Genomic DNA, 19,648 nt, shown 5'->3' with positions numbered 1-19,648 from the left:
CCCCGATGGGTTCCCGCTCGACGGAGACCACGCGACCGAGTGCGTTCTGGCCGGTCGCGGCGATCGCCGTGCCGCTGATCTCGCTCGTCGCGAAGCTCCGCATCACCGGAAGCGAGAAGCTCCCGCGTGAGGGAGCGTTCGTGCTCGCGCCGAACCACTACTCCGAGTTCGATCCGCTCGTGGTGGCACTCGCGGTGTGGCGCATCGGTCGTGCGCCGCGCTTCATGGCGAAGGAGAGCCTCTTCAAGGTGCCCGTGCTCGGTGCCGTGCTCCGCGCGACAGGAATGGTGCCCGTGGCACGCGCATCCTCGGCATCCGCGGCGAAGCAGACGCTCAAGCAGTCGGCCGAGCTCGTCGAGCACGGTCGCGGTGTGATCGTCTATCCGGAGGGCACGCTGACCCGCGATCCCGACATGTGGCCGATGCGCGGAAAATCCGGGGCCGTTCGGCTCGCGCTGACCGACGGCATCCCGCTCATCCCCATGGCCCACTGGGGCACCCAGCGGATCATGGGGCGCTACCAGAAGGGGCTCAGTCTCTGGCCGTTGCGCAAGCCCGTGGACGTCGTCATCGGCGATCCCGTCGATCTGTCGGACCTCCGTGGTCGCGCCGGTGAGGCAGCGGCACTGAACGAAGCCACCGAACGACTGATGCAGGCCATCACGGCCCTGCTCGAGGACCTGCGTGACGAGAAGGCTCCGGCTGAGCGCTGGAACCCGTCCGCCCACGGACAGAAGGAGACGGGTCGCCTTGACTCCTAAGCGCAACGCGCCCGCAGGACCACGCGTCGCGGTGATCGGTGCCGGCAGCTGGGGCACCACGTTCGGGAAGATCCTCGCCGACGGTGGGGCGCAGGTCACGATGTGGGCGCGCCGAGCCGAGCTCGCCCACGAGATCGACGAGGCCAAGCGCAACTCCCGCTATCTGCCCGGCATCAATCTGCCGCGCACGATGTCGGCGACGCACGAGCTCGCCATCGCGATGCGGGACGTCGACCAGGTCTACCTCTCGGTCCCGAGCCAGTCGCTGCGCGAGAATCTGAAGGCCCTGCGCCCGCTGCTCGACGACAGCGACACCAAGATCGTCAGCCTGATGAAGGGCGTCGAACGCACCACGGGTCTTCGCATGAGCCAGGTCATCGAACAGGAGCTGCGTTGCGACCCCGACCGCATCGCCGTCGCGTCGGGACCGAACCTCGCACTCGAGATCGCCCGTGAGCAGCCGACGGCCGCCGTGATCTCCTCGCGCAGCCAGGAGACGGCCGAAGAGGTCGCCAGGGCCGCGCGCAACAGCTACTTCCGCACCTTCGTGAACACCGACGTGATCGGGACCGAGTTCGGAGGGGTGCTGAAGAACCTCATCGCCGTCGCGATCGGGATCGTCGACGGCGTCGGATACGGCGAGAACACGAAGGCGTCGATCATCACGCGCGGTCTCGTCGAGATGACCGACTTCGCAGTCGCGAACGGCGCCCATCCGGAGACCCTGCAGGGTCTCGCGGGCCTCGGGGACCTCATCGCGACCTGCCAGTCGCCCCTCAGCCGAAACAACACCGCCGGGCGTCTGCTCGGCCAGGGATACAGCTTCCAGGACGTCGTGAAGCAGATGCAGCAGACCGCCGAGGGCCTCGCGTCCGTCGCGCCTGTGCTGCAGCTCGCCCGCGAGTCCGAGGTGGACATGCCCATCGTCGAACAGGTGAAGATGGTGCTCGACGGGAAGATGAACCCGCGCGACATCGCACCCCACCTGACGACGGACGACGACACCCCCCAGGGTGAGAGGACCAACCATGGACAAGCAGACGGTGGTGGTGCTCTTCGGAGGGCGCTCCAGCGAGCATTCGATCAGTTCCGCAACGGCGGGCGGAGTGCTGGGCGCGATTGATCGCGACCGCTATCGGGTGATCCCCGTCGGGATCACGCGTGAGGGTGCGTTCGTCCTCGAAGACGACGACCCGGCGAAGTTCCCGCTGGATGCCGCGCATCTTCCTGAGGTGGCGGACAACGGAAGTCGCGTGCTCTGGCCCGAGCCCGGCGGAGACCGGACTCTGCGCGTGGTGCGGCCCGACGGCAAAACCGAGAGCTTCGGCGAGATCGACATCGTGCTGCCCATCCTGCACGGTCCGCACGGCGAGGACGGCACGATCCAGGGGTACTTCGACACGCTCGAGGTTCCCTACGCCGGTGGTGGGGTGCTCGACTCTGCCCTGTGCATGGACAAGCACTTCATGAAGATCGCGCTGCGTGCCGCTGGGCTCTCTGTGGCCGCCGGACTGACGGTACGTGCACGGCAGTGGGCCCAGGACGCCGCTGCCGTCCGGGATTCGGCCGCGGAGCTCGGGCTGCCGCTGTTCGTCAAGCCGGCGAGGGCCGGGTCGAGCGTCGGGGTCTCGAAGGTCGAGCGGCCCGACGAGCTCGATGCCGCTCTTGCGATCGCTTTCGCCGAGGACGACAAGGTTCTGATCGAGACCGGCGTGGTCGGCCGTGAGATCGAGGTCGCGGTACTCGAGGGCGCAGACGGCGTGCGTGCATCGCTCCCGGGTGAGATCGTGCTCACCTCGCGCGGATTCTATGACTTCGAGGGCAAGTACCTCGGTGGTGACGGTGTCGATGTGGTGTGCCCCGCCGAGCTCGAGGAGTCCGAGATCGCCGCGATCCAGGACGCCGCGATCCGGGCGTTCGAGGCCGTGGACGGCCGCGGCCTCGCTCGGGTGGACATGTTCCTCACGCCCTCAGGTGAGCTCGTCGTGAACGAGCTGAACACCATGCCCGGGTTCACGCCGATCTCGATGTTCCCGAAGTGCTGGGTCGCGTCGGGCCTCAGCTACGGCGACCTGATCTCCGAGCTGATCGAGGCGGGACTCCGCCGCTGAAGTCCGGCGTGGCGGCCGTCACAGCCGCCACGCCGCGTGCGAACACGCGTCGATTAGCCTGCGTGCGGGGGCTGGGGCGGGTACGTGCCGCTCGTCGGGGCAGCCGGGCCGGCTTGCGGCGGGTACGCGTAGGGCCCCGTCGCGGCCTGGCCGGTCGCTGCGACCTGGGCGGTCCGGTCGAGCACTGTCGGAGCGGGCGCCGCCCGATGGATCAGGGCCACCACGAGCGCGGCCAGCCATCCCCAGGTGAGTCCCCACGACACGCCTGCGGTGGCGATCTGGTAGTACTGCGTCATCGCGTACTCCGCCTGCTCCGTCGGGAGCCTCAGCGCGATGACCACGAGCGGCGCGCGTGCGGCCCCGGCGATGGCGGCCGCGACGATCACAGCGCCCCAGGTGCCGAAGAAGACTGCGGCGCCCCGGCCCGGCAGCGCCGCACGTGTGACAGAACGCACGAAGATCCACGTCAGTCCTGTCAGGACGAGAAATGCGACGAACATCGCGACGAGAGCCATCGGCTGCGCATTCGGGCGCAGCGCGAAGCCGATGGGATCCTGCAGGACGAACACGCGAGGGACGTTCGGGAGCCCCCACAGCAGGGTGAGATAGGTGATGAAGCTGCTCAGCAACGCCCCCACCCCGACCAGGATCGCTGCGACGACGGAGGTTCTGCGTGCGGGGTTGGGAATCATGCGGCGAGTCTAGGGGTCATTCGTCAGTGCCTCAGCGGCACGCTCCGCGCGTCGTCGGTTCGCCCGGCGGAGTCCGCTCAGCCCTCGTCGGAGTCGTCGGCGGTGGGAACTCTGTCCGTGCAGCGCGCGGTGGCAGGCTCGAGACCGGACTGGATGCTGGTGGAGAGACTCTCGACGACGGTGCGGAAGTCGATCTCCTCACCGCGCCGGATGATCACCTCGACCGCGGGGTCGCGACCGTAGGTCACCAGACGCTGGCGCTCCTCTTCCTGGTCGAGGACGAGCCAGTCGACGCTGCCGATCGTGGTGCACACCTCGGTCGACGGAGCTGGCGGCTCGACGCCGCAGCGGAGCACCACGGTCGGATCTCCCCACGCCCCGGTCGCCTGGGCGTCGGTCCAGACGCGGTCGAGATCCCCCACGGCGTCCGGGAGCAGGACGGAGACCTCGGCGCACGCGGGATCGTTCGCGTCGTCTGCCGGCTCCAGATGGACAGTGGTGGAGCATCCGGAGAGAGCCGCCACGAGGGCCAGAGAGCCCGCGACGACGGCGAGACGGCGAGAACGGGGCATGCTTCCAGGCTACCTTTGACTGCATGCCCTCCCGACCTCGCGATGACGATCCGACCCTCGGCGAACTGTCCGAGGGGGAGATCCTCCGAGCGATCCTCGCGCGCACCGCGCAGGCCACGCACACGCTGATCGGCCCCGGAGACGATGCGGCGGTGATCGCGGCCCCGTCGGGTTCCGTGGTCGCGACGACGGACACCCTCGTGCACGGACCGGACTTCCGACTCGCGTGGTCATCGGGGTACGACCTCGGCTGGAAGGCGGCAGCGGTGAACCTCGCAGACGTCGCAGCCATGGGCGCTCGACCGACCGCTCTGCTCGTGGCGCTGGCCGTTCCTCGCGACCTTCGGCTCTCGTTCGTCGAACGGCTCGCAGACGGGTTCCGCGACGCGTGCGCCGCTCTCGCTCCTGGGTGCGCGGTCGTCGGAGGTGATCTCACAGTGTCCGACGTGCTCACCGTCGCCGTCACCGCGCTCGGCGACCTCGAGGGACGGGAGCCCGTGACCCGTTCCGGAGCGCGCATCGGTGATGTCGTCGCGGTCGCGGGAGAGCTCGGCCACGCCGCTCACGGACTCTCGGTGCTCTTCGGGCGATTCCGCGACGGAGAGCAGCCGGTTCCGGTGAATGCCGACGCGCTGGCACCGGGAGAGAGAGCCGCCCTCGATGCGCAGCTGAGGCCGTCGCCGCCCATCGGTCTCGGCCCTTTCGCCGCGACTGCGGGCGCCACCGCGATGATGGACGTCTCCGATGGGCTCGCTCTCGATGCCCGGCGGATGGCCGCGGCTTCCGAGGTCACGCTCGCCCTGGACGGCGCTTCGCTCGGAGAGGACCCGCTGCGTGCCCTCGCCGGAGGTGAGGACCATGCGCTGCTCGCGACATTCCCGCCCGGGATGCCTCCCTCGGGGTTCCGGATCATCGGCGCGGTCATTCCACGGGGGGACCAAGACCTTCTGGTCGACGGTGCTCCCGCAGATGTGTCCGGCTGGGATCCCTACCGGGACTGGGACTCGACGTCGGGTTGAGCCGCGTCCGCGGACTGTGCGGGCTCAGCCCACCACAGCGTCGTGTCGCCGTACGTCTTCTCCCGGATCAGGTCGAGTCCCGCCGCGACGAGATCGGGCGGCGTGGAGCGGCGTGCCCGCTCGATGACGACCAGAGCATCGGGGGAGAGCAACGGGGAGAGTGCCGAGAGATCGGCGTCCATCGCCTCGTCGTCGAGGTCGTAAGGCGGGTCGGAGAACACGAGGTCGTACGGCCCCGTCGCTCGCTGCAGGAAGGCTCGCACCGCACTCTGATGCACTCGGGCCGCGGGCACTCCGGCCTTGGTGAGGACTGCGACATTGCGTCGCACGACGGCCGCCGCCTCACGGCCCTTCTCGACGAGGTCGGCACTCGCCGCTCCGCGGCTGAGAGTCTCCAGGCCGAGCGCGCCCGATCCGGCGTAGAGATCGAGGACGCGCGCTCCGTCGATCGCATCCATCGACTCCAGCGCTCCGAAGAGGGACTCGCGCACGCGGTCGCTGGTCGGTCGTGTTCCCGCGTGCGGCACGTCCAGTCTTGCTCCACGTGCCTTCCCGGCGATGATCCTCGTCACCCGTTCACGATACGACAGCCGGGGCGCACGCCGTGTCCGTGGAGCCTCCTAGACTCGGAGCATGTCGCTCACGCTCGATTCGTCTCTGGAGGAGGCGCTCGGCGCCACCCCTGCGAAGACCCTCGATCGCGCGTTCAGCATGAAGACCGTCGGCGATCTGCTCTCGCACTATCCGCGGCGGTACGCCGATCCCGGTGAGCTGACCCCGATCCGCGAACTCCCTCTCGGCGAGACGGTGACGATCGTCGCCGAGGTGCTGTCCTCGAGCGCCAGGGCGATGCGAAACCGCCGAGGAGCCATGGTCGACGTCGTGATCGGCGACGGCATCGGCAAGATGTCCCTCACCTTCTTCGCGAAGAACCTGGGGGCCGCCAAATGGCGTTCGGAAGACCTGGCCGTCGGGCGCCGTGGTGTCTTCTCAGGCAAGGTCGGCGAGTTCAACGGCATGACGCAGTTCGCGCACCCGGAATACGAGCTCTTCGATGACGAGGATGCCGCGCGGCGTCGGGCCGATGCTCGGGCGGCCGTGCTGATACCCATCTACCCGGCCACGGCGAGTCTGCAGACCTGGCAGATCGCGAAGTTCATCACGCGCGTGCTCGACGGACTCGGAGAGGTGCCTGAGCCGCTGACCGCGGAGGTCCGCACCCGGGAGGAGTTGTTGACAGCGCGCGAGGCGATCGAGCAGATCCACCGTCCTCAGACGCGCAACGACATTGATCCGGCCGTCCGCACGCTGCGCATGCATGAGGCGCTCACGTTGCAGACCGCGCTCCTGCAGCAGCGTGATGCCGTCCGGGCGCTCTCGGCGACGGCCCGACCGGCGACGCCCGGCGGGCTGCTCGAACGATTCGACGCCTCACTGCCGTACGAACTCACCCCGGATCAGCAGACGGTCGGCGCGCAGGTCGCCGAGGATCTCGTCGGATCCTGGCCGATGAACCGGCTCGTGCAGGGTGAGGTCGGCTCGGGAAAGACACTGGTCGCTCTGCGGGCGATGCTGCAGGTCGCCGAGTCCGGGGGACAGGCCGCTCTGATCGCGCCGACCGAGGTGCTCGCTGGGCAGCACCTGCGGTCGATCGCGAAGATGCTCGGACCGCAGCTGGGCCCGCTGGTCATGCCGACGCTGTTGACCGGCCAGATGCCGGCGGCGGAGCGCCGCAAGGCCGCGCTCCGGGTGGCGTCGGGGCAGGCGCTGATCGTCGTCGGCACGCATGCGCTGCTCGGCGAGAAGACGACCTTCGCCGATCTGGGTCTCGTGGTCGTCGACGAGCAGCACCGGTTCGGAGTCGAGCAGCGTGAGGCGCTGCGGGCCAAGGGATCGAGCCCGCACGCGCTGGTGCTCACAGCGACACCGATCCCGCGCACTGTGGCCATGACGGTGTTCGGCGACCTCGACACCTCGGTCATCCGGACGATGCCGAAGGGGCGAGCGGGGATCGAATCCTTCGTCGCGCCGCTGTCCGAGCACCCGGGATGGTTCAACCGGGTGTGGGAGCGCGCGGCCGAGGAGATCGCTCAGGGACGCCAGGTGTTCGCGGTGTGCGCCGCGATCGACACGACGAAGAAGACGGCGGAGGCGGGGGAGCAGCCGCTCGTCCAGCCCGAGGGTGCATCCGGTCCCCGGTGGGGCGTGGTGCAACTCGACGAGGCGCTCAAGACGCATCCGAAGCTGGGTGCTCTGCGAAGGGCTGTGCTGCACGGACGCATGCCGTCGGACGAGAAGGATGCGATCATGCAGGCCTTCGCCCGCGGAGAGATCGACCTGCTGATCGCGACCACCGTGATCGAGGTCGGAGTCGACGTTCCCAACGCCTCGACGATGATCGTGCTCGATGCCGATCGATTCGGAGTGTCGCAGCTGCATCAGTTGCGCGGCCGCGTCGGCCGAGGAGGAGTCCCGGGCCTCTGCCTGCTGGTGACCGAGGCCGAAGCCGGGTCCGTCGCACGCGAGCGGGTCGACGCGGTGGCTGCCACCCTCGACGGCTTCGCCTTGGCGGAGGTCGACCTCGATCTCCGAGGAGAGGGCGACGTGCTCGGTGCCGCCCAGGCGGGCGTCCGTTCGTCTCTCAAGCTGCTCCGGGTGGTCAAGGACTCCGGTCTGATCGTCAGGGCGCGCGAACTGGCCGAGGCGATCCTCGCCGCAGATCCGGATCTCGAGGCGAACGCCGGCCTGCGATCGGCGATCGAGCGACGCGTGAGCGACGACGATCGTGCGGCGCTGGCGAAGAACTGACCTGCAGACGACGTGCCCTAGGCTGGTGGCATGAGCAGCCGGATCGCCGTCGTCCCGGGGTCCTTCGACCCGCCGACCCTTGGTCACCTCGACGTGATCCGTCGTGCGGCGAAGCTGTATGACGAGCTCCATGTGCTCGTCGTGCACAACCCGGGCAAGGAGGCGATGCTGCCGATCGCGCAGCGGATGTCGCTGATCGAGCAGTCCATCGCCGAAGAGGGCATCGGCGACAATGTCGTCGTGGGCTCCTGGAGCATGGGGCTCCTGGTCGACTATGCGCGAGACGTGGGCGCAGGGGTCCTGGTCAAGGGGATCCGTTCGCAGATCGATGTCGCCTACGAATCGCCCATGGCGATCGTCAACCGTCACCTCGCCGACATCGAGACCGTCTTCCTGCTGCCCGACCCCGCGCATGCGCTGGTGTCGAGCTCACTGGTGCGTCAGGTCGCGGGGCTCGGCGGAGATGTCTCACCGTTCGTCCCGCCTGCGGTCGCGGCGTTCCTCGACACGGGGTCGCGCGGCATCTGAGCTTCACGGCCGAGGCATCGCGCACAGCGCGGAACCAGCCCCGCGCGACGCAGAGCCGGTACCATTGCTGGGTGCGTTCCCGAATGAGTGGCCCTTTCGTCCTCCCCGTCCGCGACATCGTCCGCAAGCCGGGCGAGATGCGCGAGCATGAGTTCTCCGTGACCCTGCGCGAAGCGTGGGGTGAGGGGATCGTGGCGTATGAAGCAGGTTCCGAGCTCGACCTGGATGTGCGTCTGGAGTCGGTTCACGAGGGCATCCTCGTGTCTGGAACGGCCGATGCGGAGTACTCCGGGGTGTGCGGAAGATGCCTGATCGACATCGCTCGGCCCGTCGAAGTCGAGTTCCAGGAGCTTTTCGCGTATCCTGGTGAGGAAGAAACTGACTTCGAGGTTCAAGACGACCACGTGGATCTTGAAACTCTAGTCAGGGATGCGGCCGTGTTGTCGCTTCCATTTCAGCCGGTGTGTCAGCCGGATTGCCCCGGACTCGATCCGAAAACGGGCGAGAGACTGACCGCGAGCACCGGAACGGAGCAGGCCGCTCCCATCGATCCTCGGTGGAGTGCGCTCCAGAACATCACAGACCAAGACGGCACGGAAGAATCTCGTGCCGCCGAGAAAGAAGAGAGCTAGTCATGGCTGGTAACCCCCCGAAGCGCAAGGTATCCCGTTCGAACACCCGCTCGCGCCGTGCGCAGTGGAAGGCGGCGCCCGTCGCGCTCGTCAAGACGATCGAGAACGGTCAGGTCGTCTACAGCCGTCCCCACCAGGCGAAGGTCGTCACCGACTCGCAGGGCACCGAGCTGTTCCTCGAGTACAAGGGCCGCAAGGTCGCCGACGTCTGAGTCGCGACTTCACGACTGTGACGAAGGTCCCTGGGGGGACGAGACCGCTCCCAGAGAAGCTCCGCGTCGATATCGACGCGGAGCTTCTGGAGTTGGCACTCACCCATCGCTCCTATGCGTACGAGCACGGCGGGATCCCGCATAACGAACGTCTCGAGTTCCTCGGAGACTCCGTGCTCGGTCAGGCCGTGACCGTGATGCTCTTCACGACCCATCCCGGTCTCGACGAGGGGGAGCTCGCCAAGCGGCGCGCGAGCGTGGTGTCGACGGTCGCCCTCGCGGAGGTCGCTCGAGGCCTCGATCTGGGCAGCCATCTGCTGCTCGGTCGCGGAGAAGAGCAGACCGGCGGTCGAAACAAGGACTCGATCCTCGCGGACACGATGGAAGCGGTGATCGGGGCGACCTACCTGTCGGCGGGTCCCGATGCTGCCACCGACCTCGTGCTGCGACTCACCGAGCCGCTGCTCGCCGACCCCGAGCGGTACGGCGCGGCCATGGATCCTAAGACGAGTCTTCAGGAGCTGGCCGCGCGACTCGGCGCGACGCCTCCCGCTTACTCGATCGAGGCGAGCGGCCCCGACCACGATCGCCGATTCGTCGCCACCGTCGCGGTCGGCGACGTCGCGATGACAGGCAAGGGCAGCAGCAAGAAGACGGCCGAGATGGCGGCGGCGCTCAGCGCCTGGCGCTTCCTCAACGAGCGTGCCTGAGCTCCCCGAGGTCGAGGTCGTCCGTGCGGGGCTCGCTCCTGCCGCGATCGGTTCCGTCATCACGGCGGTCACCGTCCTCGACGAGCGGGCGCTGACGCGCCATGCTGCGGGGCCTGCCGACTTCGTCGCTCGTCTCGAAGGGCGCACCTTCACAGACGCCTCCCGTCGAGGAAAGTTCCTCTGGCTTCCTCTCGACTCCGACGACTCGGCGCTGATCGCTCACCTCGGGATGAGCGGTCAGATGCTGCTCCGCTCCCCGGATGCCTCTGCAGAGCGGCACGAGCGGATCCGGATGAACATCGAGCATCCGCGTCACGGTGAGCTTGCGATCGTGTTCGCCGACCAGCGTACGTTCGGATCGCTCGCCGTCGATCGGCTGGTGCTCGACGGGCCGACTCCCGTGCCCACCCAGGTCGCGCACATCGCTCGCGACCCGATGGATCCCCACTTCGACGACACCGGGTTCCTTCTCACGCTGCGGCGGCGGGGGAGTGCGATCAAGCGGGTTCTCCTCGACCAGCAGGTCATCAGCGGGGTCGGAAACATCTACGCCGACGAGTCGCTGTGGGCTGCACGGATCCACCCGGAGACACGGGCGAGCTCGCTCTCCACGCAGGCGGCGATGCGCCTCCTCGCCGAGGTTCGAACGGTGCTCGCCAAGGCCCTCGCCGAGGGCGGTACAAGCTTCGACGCGCAGTACGTGAACGTGAACGGTCAGGCGGGCTACTTCGCTCACTCGCTCAACGCCTACGGTCGTGGCGGGCAGCCGTGCCCTCGGTGCGGTGGGCTCATCAGGCGTGAGGCGTTCATGAACCGATCGAGTCACTACTGCCCCCGCTGTCAGCGACGACGCTGAACGACCGCGCTGTCAGGCCGCGTGGAAGGACTGCGCGAGCAGCGGCTTGGTGACGCGGGTACTCGTCCAGACCACGGCGATGCCCACGCTCACGACGACCGCGATGGTCAGCAGCGACTCGGGAGCTGTGATGAGAGCGATGCCGAGCAGCGGGAAGACCAGCACCGCAGCGCAGAGCGCTGAACCGAGTGCGGTGATCAGCAGAGGCGACATGATCGCTCTTCTCCGTGCGCTGTCGACGGTCTCCAGCGGCATCCCGAGGTGGTGCAGGCTCCGGTGCAGGTCGCGCTGATCCAGTACCGATGCGGCCTGGTTCACTCCGACCGATGCCGCGACCATGAGGAACGAGGCGACGAGGGTGATGAGAAGGCCGGTTCGCATGTCAGCCGCGAGAGCGGCATCCGCGCCGTCGAGTCCCTCGCTGCCCATCACGTTCATCAGGGAGACGCCGGTCCCGGCGAACACCGCCATGAAGCTGGCCATCGCGATTCCACTCACCTGGCGCCATGCGGCTTTCGGAGAGTCCAGCACCATCCGCGCCGCGAGCAGCCGATCCGCCCTCTCGGCGCGCCGCAGCTGACGGGAGGCGGTGACCTTGAGCACCCACGGACCGATCACATTGAGGACCGCCAGAGCGACCGCGAACAGGACCGCCAGCACGACGATCGTGGTCGTGAAGCCCGCGATCGAGGGGAAGATCTTCACGAGGACGAAGACGATCGCGATCACCGAGACTCCGATGATCGCGCGAAACCAGTGCACGGACGAGGTGGTCGTGCGAAGCCGCACGCCGAGGGGCGAGATGATGACCCTCCGGAGTCCGAGCGCGGCGCTGCCGGCGGCGACGAGCAGGATTCCGCCTACGACAGCGAGGACGCCGACCGGTGGCAGCAGCACTGCGTCGAGGCCGAGCGCCGCCCCACGGAAGGGGATGAGTCCGATGAGGGGAGAGATCGCGAGATACGCGAAGATCCCCACGAGCGCGCCCACAGCCGCGACGAGGACGGATTCGATCACGGTAGCCACGCTGACGCCCAGCGGCGTGACGCCGAGAAGGCGGAGGGTCGACAGCCGTTCGTCCCGGCGCCGCGCGGAGAGCCGGGCTGCGGCACCGCCGAGGTTCGCGAGCGGGACCACCAGGAGCACCAGTGCGATGGCGGCGAGAGCCTGATACAGAGGACCGTAGCCGTCCGTCCATGTCCAGAAGGACTGCGCTCCGCCGACGACGGTGAGCACGAGAGCCGTGACGATCGAGAAGGCAGTGGCGGGAAGGACGATCACAGCGGTCTGCCCCTTGGCAGGACGGAGCAGGAGACCGAGCACAGACGTATTCATGCCTGCACCGCCGACGTCGTGATCTGGCCGTCGCGGACCGAGACGATCCTCGAGCAACGCGCTGCGACCTCCGGATCATGCGTGACGACGAGCAGGGTCCGGCCCTGTCCGGTGGTCGACCAGAGCAACGCGTTCATCACCTCCTGCGATGTGTGCGAATCGAGCGCACCGGTCGGCTCGTCGGCGAACACGAGGTCGGCGCCGGTGGCCTGGGCGCGAGCGATCGCGACGCGTTGCGCCTGCCCGCCCGACAACTCACCGATCCGTCGGTCCTCCATTCCGGCGAGCCCGAGAGCGGCGAGCCATGACGCCGCGTGCGCCACGGCATCCGCTCGTTTCACCCCGTTGATCATCGAGGCCAGCGCGACGTTCTCCACTGCGGTGAGTTCGGGAATCAGCAGACCCTGTTGGAAGACGAACCCGAACCGTTCGCGTCGCAGCCGCGACCGTGCCGATTCGCCGAGGCCGGCGAGCTGGACCGGACCGCCGCTGGAGGGCTGGAAGGACACAGTGCCGCTGTCGGGGGTGATGATCCCGGCGAGCACGTGGAGGAGTGTCGTCTTCCCGGATCCGGATGCACCCATGATCGCCACGGACTCGCCACGATGGATGTCGAGATCGACTCCGGCGAGTGCGCGAGTGGTGCCGTAGGACTTCGTGAGGGATCGGGCTTCGAGGACGGATGCGTTCATGCTTCCAGCCTCGCGAGCGGCTCCGACCGGTGCATCGGCCCGGCGGATGATCCCCGTCGAACCGCGTACACCGATCGGATGATCTCGGTCAGATCCTCTTCTGCCACGCTCCCGCGTAGGAGACCGCGGTGAACCCGATCGCCTCGTTGATGCCGAGCATCGGACGGTTCTCCTCGGCGTTGAACGTCGAGACCACAGGCGAGAGGGGCATCAGCTCGCGCCAATTCAGGAGGTTGGCGCATTTGACGAGTGCTCCGAGACGGTGCCCCCTGTGCTCGCTCGAGACGAGCGTCCCGAGCTGATGCGTCACCCCCGTGCGGTCCGACGCGATCAGGAGCTCGTTGTAGGCGACGAGGTCGCCGCTCGGGACGTGCTGCACCGCGACGACCGACAGTGCCTGACCCGCGCCGGTGAGGCGCTTCTCCCGTCGGACGACGCGGTCGGCGTCCCAGACCTCGGCGACGAAGTCCATCTCGCCGCTCGGTGCGTCCGTCGAGAGACGTGCGAGGATCGCCGCATAGCCCTCGCGGTGCTCGGGTGGCGTCGGAGCGAGCCACTGCAGCACCCGGTAGTCGGGTCCTGCCGCGGCCTGCGCGGTCTCCATCGCCTCGCGGAGGGGAGCCGGGTCCGAGCGCAGATCGAACTCACTGTTGCGCTCGACCTGCTCGAACTCGTAACCACGGGCCTCGAGGGCATCCGACAGCGGGATCGCCGGGATGCGTCCCCATCCGGTTCGCGGAACGATCATCCGCTCGGCTTCGACCGGGCGGTGGAGCGTCCAGATCTGCATGAGTGAGCGACCGTGCGCGCGCGCCTCCGTCTCCGCGAGCGAGAGCAGCGCATCCTCGACGCCGCGTCCCCAGTGGCGCTCCGGCACCATCAGATCCACCTCCGCCGCATGGGCGTCCTCCTCCTGCGCGTAGTCGATCGTGATCATCCCCACGATCTCGTCTCCGAGGCGGGCGACGAACCCGGTATGCAGAGTGTCGGTGCTGTCCTGCCACCCGGCCAGCAGCTGAGCGGCTTCGGGCGCGATGTCGGGCAGACCGACCAGCTCGTCGCAGATCTGGCGGTTGAGGTTCCCGTACGCACGAAAGTCGGCGCCGTCGGCATCGTCCAGCGATTTCGGGATGTTCAACGCAGAGATCGTCAGTGCGATGGTCGTCATATCAGTTCCTTCTTCCAGGCGCCTTCGTAGGCGATGGCGGCGAAGCCCATGGCTTCGTTGATGGAGAGCATGGGGCGGTTCTCCTCCGCGTTGTAGGTGATCACTTCCCGCGACTCCGGAGCGACGTCGCGCCAGGCGAGCAGGGCGGCGCACTTCACGAGCTGCCCGAGACGGTGCCCGCGATGCTCGACCAGCACGAGAGTGTCGTGCTGGTGCGTGGTCGCGGTGAGCACCGGTCCGATTCCGAGTTCGGTGAACGCGGTCAGCTCACCCGTGGGGATGTGCTGGGCGAGCGTGACCTGCATCGTCTGGCCCATCTCGTCGATGCGCTTCTCCCCGTCGATCAGACGCTGGGCGTCCCAGGCCTCCTCGTCGGTCTCGAGGTCGCCGGACGGGGCGTCCGTCGACATGCGGGACTTCAGCCACGCGTAGCCGTCGACATGCTCGGGCGGGGTGGGAAGCATCCACTGGATCACGCGGTAGTCCGACGAGAACGCGCGGGCCTCCTCGTACAGTGCTCGCGCGCCAGCGAGGGTCTCCGATGCGAGATCGAGGCGGCTCACCCGATACACCTGCTCGAGGGCGAAGCCGTGGCGTGTGAGGAACCGGGCAACATGGTCATCCGGCACACTGCCGAAGCCGGTGCGAGCCTTCAGCCGCGGACCGTCGCTCGCCGGCTGCTCCGTCCAGTTCTGGATGACGGTGCGACCGTGCTCCCGTGCGACGGCCTCGATATGAGGCAGGGCGGCCGTGCCGATCCCGCGCCCCCAGACCCGCGGATGGATCTCGATCGACGCGATCGCCACTCGAGATCCCTCCTCATGGGGGATGTCGACGACGGCGCGGCCCACCGTCTCGTCACCGACTCTGACGGCCCACACCACAGTGGTGCGCTCCTTGCGGGAACGCAGCAGAGGCAGCAGCGCCTCAGGTGTGAGGTCCTGGTCGGTGCGGCCGGTGAGTTCGCGGTAGACGGCGTTGCGGACGCGGGCGAGTTCGCGGAACTCGCCCGCGTCCGCTGCATCCGCCCGTGCCGGCAGCACGAGCGGATGCAGCGATGCATCATCGGTGAGGGGAATGCCCATGGTGATCTCCAGGTCAGCGCAGCTGACGCTGCAGGTCGTACGTGAGCAGTGCGAGCGTCTCGACGGCTGCGCGGTCTCGACGTTCGAGAGGCGAGCCGTCCGAGTAGACCGGAGCCGACGTGCGGCGTTCCCGGCGAGGACGCTGAGCCCTCTGGAGCAGCCACAGGCCGATCCGGAGGGAGAGACGGTCCGCGAGCGCGAGGCGCCGCAGTTCGTCGGGTGCGGGGATGTGGAGGACCTGTTGGCCCTCGGTATCCGGAGGGTGGGTGATGTTGCGGTACAGCGTGGTATTCACGGTGATCCTTCGAGATGAGTGGTGTGGATGGGTGAAGCGAGCACCGGCGCAGAGCACCGAGAGGTGTCGTGGCGGGTGCGGAGAGTCGAGAGCCCGGGTCGCGAGAAGGCGATCGCCGGGATCGGCGGGGATCCGTGATCCGAGGACGGATCAGAGGATGGGCGCGGTGACACGCGGCTGAGGGATGCCCCTCACGGGGCGGCGACCTGCGGCTGGCGCAGGGCAGAGTCCTCGGGCTGCGGTTCTACGAGAGCGCAGTGGTGCGGACGCCGGCGGTTACCGAGTGCGCAAGACGCGGCGCGAATGGCGCGGCGAGGCCAGTGGCCTGTGCGGTGAGTGTGATCATCATCGGTAACCTCCTTTCGTGTGGCGATCCGGAGGTTACGGTAGCGAAACCCGGGCGTGTCCGTCAAGCACCTTCGGCGTGGATCGGCGTGTCGCGCCCTGTCCCGGTTCGATCGGGACCCGCGAGGGATGCCGTTCCTGAGGCGCGATTCCGGTAGCGTATGGGCGTGATTCACCCCCGAAGCGCGGTACGCGCATGCATCTGAAGAGCCTGACCCTCAAGGGGTTCAAGTCCTTCGCGCAGCCCACGAGTTTCGTGTTCGAACCGGGTGTCACCTGCATCGTCGGACCCAACGGGTCGGGCAAGTCCAATGTCGTCGACGCCCTGGCCTGGGTCATGGGCGAGCAGGGCGCCAAGACTCTTCGCGGCGGCAAGATGGAGGACGTCATCTTCGCCGGTACCTCGACCAGGGGCCCGCTCGGCCGCGCAGAGGTGCAGCTCACGATCGACAACAGCGACGGGGCTCTGCCCATCGAGTTCGCCGAGGTGACGATCAGCAGGACGTTGTTCCGCAACGGGTCGAGCGAATATGCGATCAACGGCGAGAACTGTCGACTGCTCGATCTGCAGGAGCTGCTCAGCGACTCGGGACTCGGTCGCGAGATGCATGTCATCGTCGGTCAGGGACGTCTCGACACCGTGCTCCAGGCATCGCCCGAGGATCGTCGGGGCTTCATCGAGGAGGCCGCGGGAATCCTCAAGCACCGGCGCCGCAAGGAGAAGACACTCCGCAAGCTCGATGCGATGGAGACGAACCTCACCCGCCTGAGCGATCTCGCCGGTGAGATCCGGCGCCAGCTGAAGCCGCTCGGACGGCAGGCGGAGATCGCGCGCGAGGCGCAGACCATCGCAGCCGTCGTCCGCGACGCCAAGGCGCGTATCTTCGCCGACGACGTCGTGGCGCTGCGCACTGCTCTCGCCGACCACACGCGCACCGAGCACGAACGGCATACCGAGCGTCTGGTGCTGTCTGACCAGGCGGAGGCGGTGCGCGGAAGCATCGCGCGCCTCGAGCAGGACCAGAACTCGGTCGCCGTCGACCAGGCGAGGGGAGTCGCCTTCGGCCTCGAGCAGGTGCAGGAGCGGATGCGAGGGCTCTACACCCTCGCAAATCAGCGCCTCGCGCTCCTCGGATCCGAAGAGGATGACGCTTCGGTGACCGCCGTGACGGTGACGCAGAGCACGATCGACGAGGCGAAGGACGAGATCACCGCGATCTCAGCGGGCCTCGGCGACGCCCAGGACGCGGCGGCGGTCGCGAGCCGCGAGGTCGTGAACGCCCGAGCCGAGCTCGACACGCTCGATGTGGACATCGCCGAGCAGAGCGCCCTGGTGTCTGAGTACGACATGCGGCTCAGCGCGCTTCGTGGGACGGCTGATGCTGCGGCATCGGCCCTCGCCGCGGTTCGCGGTGCGGTGCTGCGTCAGGAGAACGCTCTGGAGGCCGCGAACGCACGTCGTCGCGAGGCCGCCGAGGCACTCGAGTCGGTCGATGAGGCCGAAGCGCCCGAGGGTACGGCGGCGGAGCACGCGGCCGCATACGAGACCGCGCAGCGGGCCGCGACAGCCGCGGAGACCGAACGCGAGACGCTCAGGGAGCGACTGCATGCGGCCGAGCGCGAGGTCGACTCGCTCACGGCGAAGTCGGCGGCACTCGGAAGCGCGCTCGCGATCTCGGGCGGCGCGGCCGAGATCGTGAAGAGCGGGGGCGCCGGCATCCGCGGACTTGTTGGTGACTCCGTCCAGGTCAGAGCGGGGTTCGAAGCCGCGATCGCGGCAGTGCTCGGTCCTCTCGCCGAAGGGGTGCTCGTGGACCGGGCATCTGACGCCTTCGTTCTCGCGAACGAGGCTGCGGAGCAGCGCCGGGGGGTCGTCGACTTCGTCGTCGCCGAAGCCATGCGACCCGCTGTCGATCTGCCCTCCCTCGACGGAGTGACGCGCGCGATCGACACGGTGACCGCTCCGGACGGGGTGCTCGGGATACTGTCGCACGTCCTGATCGCCGAAGGGCTCGACGCTGCGCGCACGGCCCGCGCGGCGCTCGACGCGACCGGCGACACCACGACGACCATCGTCACCACCGGGGGCGATGTGATCACCGCCCAGACACTGCGAACGGGCTCCGGAGGAGAGCGCTCGCGTCTCGAGCTCGCGGCCGAGCGCGATGCGGCGAACGATCGTCTCGCAGAGGTTCAGGTCATCGTCGATTCACTGCGAGAAGCGCGCGAAGACGCGAACGAGTCCGTCGAGAGCACCCGCCGCAACGCCAAGGACGCCCTTCGATCGCTTCGCGAACACGATGCTGCCCTTGCGAGCCACGCCGAGCAGATCAACCGCATCACGGTGATGCACGAGTCCGCCGTCGCTGAATGCGAGCGTCTGGAAGTGGGCCTCGCTCAGGCTCAGTCCGCGGTCGAGGATGCCGAGGCGAAGGCCGAGGCAGCCAAGGTCGAACTCGAGGCGGCGGTGTCGGCACCGCGACCGGTGTTGGACGCATCAGCGCGTGACGGGCTGCTCGACGCCCTCGAACTCGCACGCGAGGGTGAGGTCCGAGCACGGCTCGAGATCGAGACGCTGCGCGAGCGGGTGCGCGCTGCGCAGGCGCGTGTCGCGAGCCTCGAACGTCAACGGGAACAGGAGCGCGACGCGGCCGCTGAGGCCGCCCGCCGCGCCGTGATCCGGCGTGCACAGCGAGAGGCGGCGTCCGGCGTCGCCGACGAGCTCCCGCGCATTCTCGACTCGATCGACCGATCGGTCACGGAAGCACGGGTCGCCCTGGCCGAGGCCGAGGCCGCGCGATCCGCACAGAACCAGGAACTCACCGCTCTGCGAGTACAGGAGACGTCTCTTCGAGAACGGCTCGCCGGGCTCACCGAGAGCGTGCACGGGCTCGAACTGCAGATCCACGAGAAGAAGCTCCACCTCAACAGCCTGCTGGAGCGCGTCGCGTCCGAGCTCGCGCTCGACGAAGATATTCTCGTTGCGGAATATGGTCCCGACCAGCTGGTTCCCCGCGATCCGGGTGTCGAGCACACCGAAGACGAGCTCGCAGACGACACCGCGATCCCGTTCGATCGGCGCATCCAGCAGCGTCGCCTCGCCGATGCCGAGCGCAAGCTCGCACAGCTCGGACGCGTGAACCCGCTGGCGCTCGAGGAGTTCGCGGCGCTCGAACAGCGTCACGCGTTCCTGACTGAGCAGCTCGCCGACTTGACGCAGACCCGACAGGATCTGCTGACGATCATCGCCGACCTCGACGAGCGCATGCAGACGATCTTCGCGAGCGCGTTCGAGGACACCAGGTTGGCCTTCGGCGAGGTCTTCCCATTGCTGTTCCCCGGCGGATCGGGAAGCATCTCGCTGACCGATCCCGACAACATGCTCACGACGGGCATCGAGGTCTCGGTGCGTCCCGTGGGCAAGAAGATCGAGCGTCTGTCGCTGCTCTCTGGTGGCGAGCGCTCGCTCGCGGCGGTCGCCCTGCTGGTCGCCATCTTCAAGGCGCGCCCGAGCCCGTTCTACATCCTCGACGAGGTCGAGGCTGCCCTCGACGACGCCAACCTCGGCCGACTGCTCACGGTCTTCGAGCAGCTCCGCGAGAGTTCGCAGCTGCTCGTGATCACGCACCAGAAGCGCACCATGGAGATCGCGGACGCCCTATACGGCGTCTCGATGCGACAGGACGGCGTATCCGCTGTCGTCGGTCAGCGTGTCGGGGACCGCGCAGCTGCCGCCGGCTGACCCGAGGAGCAGGTGTATATCCGCAGAACTCCGAAGTTGTGCTCAGAGCGTAGGCGTGGGCCGCAAGCGCTCGAGGCGCTACCCG

General features: G+C 68.2%; 19 protein-coding genes. 11 read left to right on the top strand and 8 right to left on the bottom strand.

Translation table 11 applies throughout. The features are described from left to right. Window positions 1–5: 5 nt before the first annotated feature. Genes ACQ4LY_RS15705 through ACQ4LY_RS15695 form a run of 3 tightly spaced genes read left to right on the top strand, consistent with a single transcriptional unit; the run spans window position 6 to window position 2,872 of the window. Complete coding sequence (locus tag ACQ4LY_RS15705) at window positions 6–761, top strand: lysophospholipid acyltransferase family protein (protein WP_431072964.1); 756 nt, start codon at window positions 6–8, stop codon at window positions 759–761. Further along, a complete protein-coding gene (locus ACQ4LY_RS15700) occupies window positions 751–1,884 on the top strand; it encodes an NAD(P)H-dependent glycerol-3-phosphate dehydrogenase (RefSeq protein WP_431072962.1) in 1,134 nt (377 codons plus the stop codon). Before ACQ4LY_RS15705 ends, ACQ4LY_RS15700 begins: the two co-directional genes overlap by 11 nt. Further along, the gene (locus ACQ4LY_RS15695; RefSeq protein ID WP_431072960.1) at window positions 1,790–2,872 is read left to right on the top strand and encodes a D-alanine--D-alanine ligase family protein; all 1,083 of its coding nucleotides are present in this window, start codon (window positions 1,790–1,792) and stop codon (window positions 2,870–2,872) included. The genes ACQ4LY_RS15700 and ACQ4LY_RS15695 overlap by 95 nt, the downstream gene beginning before the upstream one ends. Before the next feature lie 53 nt (window positions 2,873–2,925). On the opposite strand, the gene ACQ4LY_RS15690 is transcribed toward ACQ4LY_RS15695, so the two are convergent. After that, complete coding sequence (locus ACQ4LY_RS15690) at window positions 2,926–3,564, bottom strand: hypothetical protein (protein WP_431072958.1); 639 nt, start codon at window positions 3,562–3,564, stop codon at window positions 2,926–2,928. A gap of 77 nt (window positions 3,565–3,641) precedes the next feature. After that, complete coding sequence (locus tag ACQ4LY_RS15685; protein ID WP_431072956.1) at window positions 3,642–4,136, bottom strand: DUF3515 family protein; 495 nt, start codon at window positions 4,134–4,136, stop codon at window positions 3,642–3,644. A gap of 23 nt (window positions 4,137–4,159) precedes the next feature. Here ACQ4LY_RS15685 and thiL point away from each other — a divergent pair, with 23 nt between their 5' ends. After that, window positions 4,160–5,155 (top strand): thiamine-phosphate kinase, encoded by a 996-nt coding sequence (gene thiL, locus ACQ4LY_RS15680; RefSeq protein WP_431072954.1) that lies wholly within the window; start codon window positions 4,160–4,162, stop codon window positions 5,153–5,155. Here the strand turns inward: thiL and rsmD are convergent. Continuing rightward, window positions 5,125–5,727: a 16S rRNA (guanine(966)-N(2))-methyltransferase RsmD gene (rsmD, locus tag ACQ4LY_RS15675; RefSeq protein ID WP_431072952.1), complete on the bottom strand. Its 603-nt coding sequence runs from the start codon at window positions 5,725–5,727 to the stop codon at window positions 5,125–5,127. The two genes, thiL and rsmD, sit on opposite strands and share 31 nt — an antisense overlap. Before the next feature lie 61 nt (window positions 5,728–5,788). Here rsmD and ACQ4LY_RS15670 point away from each other — a divergent pair, with 61 nt between their 5' ends. The 6 genes from ACQ4LY_RS15670 to mutM all read left to right on the top strand — a co-directional run bounded on the left by ACQ4LY_RS15670 (window position 5,789) and on the right by mutM (window position 10,901). After that, window positions 5,789–7,963, top strand: a complete 2,175-nt coding sequence (locus tag ACQ4LY_RS15670; protein ID WP_431072950.1) for an ATP-dependent DNA helicase RecG — start codon at window positions 5,789–5,791, stop codon at window positions 7,961–7,963. A gap of 30 nt (window positions 7,964–7,993) precedes the next feature. Then, the gene (coaD, locus tag ACQ4LY_RS15665) at window positions 7,994–8,491 is read left to right on the top strand and encodes a pantetheine-phosphate adenylyltransferase (protein WP_259159297.1); all 498 of its coding nucleotides are present in this window, start codon (window positions 7,994–7,996) and stop codon (window positions 8,489–8,491) included. A gap of 83 nt (window positions 8,492–8,574) precedes the next feature. Further along, window positions 8,575–9,123, top strand: coding sequence for a YceD family protein (locus ACQ4LY_RS15660; protein ID WP_431075708.1), 549 nt, complete (start codon window positions 8,575–8,577; stop codon window positions 9,121–9,123). Between the two features lie 2 nt (window positions 9,124–9,125). Continuing rightward, complete coding sequence (gene rpmF / locus ACQ4LY_RS15655) at window positions 9,126–9,335, top strand: 50S ribosomal protein L32 (RefSeq protein ID WP_017830754.1); 210 nt, start codon at window positions 9,126–9,128, stop codon at window positions 9,333–9,335. A 92-nt stretch (window positions 9,336–9,427) separates the two neighbouring features. Continuing rightward, window positions 9,428–10,045 (top strand): ribonuclease III, encoded by a 618-nt coding sequence (rnc, locus tag ACQ4LY_RS15650; RefSeq protein ID WP_431072947.1) that lies wholly within the window; start codon window positions 9,428–9,430, stop codon window positions 10,043–10,045. Beyond that, entirely contained in the window at window positions 10,038–10,901 is an 864-nt protein-coding gene (gene mutM / locus ACQ4LY_RS15645) for a bifunctional DNA-formamidopyrimidine glycosylase/DNA-(apurinic or apyrimidinic site) lyase (RefSeq protein WP_431072945.1), read from the top strand. Before rnc ends, mutM begins: the two co-directional genes overlap by 8 nt. 12 nt (window positions 10,902–10,913) lie before the next feature. Here mutM and ACQ4LY_RS15640 read toward each other — a convergent pair whose 3' ends face one another. The 5 genes from ACQ4LY_RS15640 to ACQ4LY_RS15620 all read right to left on the bottom strand — a co-directional run bounded on the left by ACQ4LY_RS15640 (window position 10,914) and on the right by ACQ4LY_RS15620 (window position 15,476). Then, on the bottom strand, window positions 10,914–12,236 hold the full coding sequence (locus ACQ4LY_RS15640) for a permease (protein WP_431072943.1): 1,323 nt from the start codon (window positions 12,234–12,236) through the stop codon (window positions 10,914–10,916). Next, the gene (locus ACQ4LY_RS15635) at window positions 12,233–12,928 is read right to left on the bottom strand and encodes an ABC transporter ATP-binding protein (RefSeq protein WP_431072941.1); all 696 of its coding nucleotides are present in this window, start codon (window positions 12,926–12,928) and stop codon (window positions 12,233–12,235) included. The genes ACQ4LY_RS15640 and ACQ4LY_RS15635 overlap by 4 nt, the downstream gene beginning before the upstream one ends. An 88-nt stretch (window positions 12,929–13,016) precedes the next feature. Further along, entirely contained in the window at window positions 13,017–14,096 is a 1,080-nt protein-coding gene (locus tag ACQ4LY_RS15630) for a GNAT family N-acetyltransferase (protein ID WP_431072939.1), read from the bottom strand. Next, the gene (locus ACQ4LY_RS15625) at window positions 14,093–15,181 is read right to left on the bottom strand and encodes a GNAT family N-acetyltransferase (protein WP_431072937.1); all 1,089 of its coding nucleotides are present in this window, start codon (window positions 15,179–15,181) and stop codon (window positions 14,093–14,095) included. Before ACQ4LY_RS15625 ends, ACQ4LY_RS15630 begins: the two co-directional genes overlap by 4 nt. Before the next feature lie 13 nt (window positions 15,182–15,194). Continuing rightward, window positions 15,195–15,476 (bottom strand): hypothetical protein, encoded by a 282-nt coding sequence (locus tag ACQ4LY_RS15620; protein WP_431072935.1) that lies wholly within the window; start codon window positions 15,474–15,476, stop codon window positions 15,195–15,197. A 541-nt stretch (window positions 15,477–16,017) separates the two neighbouring features. Between ACQ4LY_RS15620 and smc the strand changes: the two genes are divergently transcribed. After that, the gene (smc, locus tag ACQ4LY_RS15615) at window positions 16,018–19,563 is read left to right on the top strand and encodes a chromosome segregation protein SMC (RefSeq protein ID WP_431072933.1); all 3,546 of its coding nucleotides are present in this window, start codon (window positions 16,018–16,020) and stop codon (window positions 19,561–19,563) included. Window positions 19,564–19,648 lie beyond the last annotated feature (85 nt).

The sequence above is a fragment of the Microbacterium phyllosphaerae genome (assembly GCF_050628115.1).
GTDB classification, from domain to species: Bacteria; Actinomycetota; Actinomycetes; order Actinomycetales; family Microbacteriaceae; genus Microbacterium; species Microbacterium phyllosphaerae_A.
The sequence above is the reverse complement of the archived record's forward strand: the minus strand, read 5'-3'. Positions and strand labels throughout refer to the sequence as shown.

What these genes read in the sequence shown, in the direction of transcription:
- ACQ4LY_RS15705 (WP_431072964.1), top strand. Translation starts at nt 6, where the DNA reads ATGGGTTCCCGCTCGACGGAGACCACGCGACCGAGTGCGTTCTGGCCG.
- ACQ4LY_RS15695 (WP_431072960.1), top strand. Translation starts at nt 1,790, where the DNA reads ATGGACAAGCAGACGGTGGTGGTGCTCTTCGGAGGGCGCTCCAGCGAG.
- ACQ4LY_RS15690 (WP_431072958.1), bottom strand. Translation starts at nt 3,564, where the DNA reads ATGATTCCCAACCCCGCACGCAGAACCTCCGTCGTCGCAGCGATCCTG.
- ACQ4LY_RS15685 (WP_431072956.1), bottom strand. Translation starts at nt 4,136, where the DNA reads ATGCCCCGTTCTCGCCGTCTCGCCGTCGTCGCGGGCTCTCTGGCCCTC.
- thiL (WP_431072954.1), top strand. Translation starts at nt 4,160, where the DNA reads ATGCCCTCCCGACCTCGCGATGACGATCCGACCCTCGGCGAACTGTCC.
- ACQ4LY_RS15670 (WP_431072950.1), top strand. Translation starts at nt 5,789, where the DNA reads ATGTCGCTCACGCTCGATTCGTCTCTGGAGGAGGCGCTCGGCGCCACC.
- coaD (WP_259159297.1), top strand. Translation starts at nt 7,994, where the DNA reads ATGAGCAGCCGGATCGCCGTCGTCCCGGGGTCCTTCGACCCGCCGACC.
- ACQ4LY_RS15660 (WP_431075708.1), top strand. Translation starts at nt 8,575, where the DNA reads ATGAGTGGCCCTTTCGTCCTCCCCGTCCGCGACATCGTCCGCAAGCCG.
- rpmF (WP_017830754.1), top strand. Translation starts at nt 9,126, where the DNA reads ATGGCTGGTAACCCCCCGAAGCGCAAGGTATCCCGTTCGAACACCCGC.
- ACQ4LY_RS15640 (WP_431072943.1), bottom strand. Translation starts at nt 12,236, where the DNA reads ATGAATACGTCTGTGCTCGGTCTCCTGCTCCGTCCTGCCAAGGGGCAG.
- ACQ4LY_RS15635 (WP_431072941.1), bottom strand. Translation starts at nt 12,928, where the DNA reads ATGAACGCATCCGTCCTCGAAGCCCGATCCCTCACGAAGTCCTACGGC.
- ACQ4LY_RS15630 (WP_431072939.1), bottom strand. Translation starts at nt 14,096, where the DNA reads ATGACGACCATCGCACTGACGATCTCTGCGTTGAACATCCCGAAATCG.
- ACQ4LY_RS15625 (WP_431072937.1), bottom strand. Translation starts at nt 15,181, where the DNA reads ATGGGCATTCCCCTCACCGATGATGCATCGCTGCATCCGCTCGTGCTG.
- smc (WP_431072933.1), top strand. Translation starts at nt 16,018, where the DNA reads ATGCATCTGAAGAGCCTGACCCTCAAGGGGTTCAAGTCCTTCGCGCAG.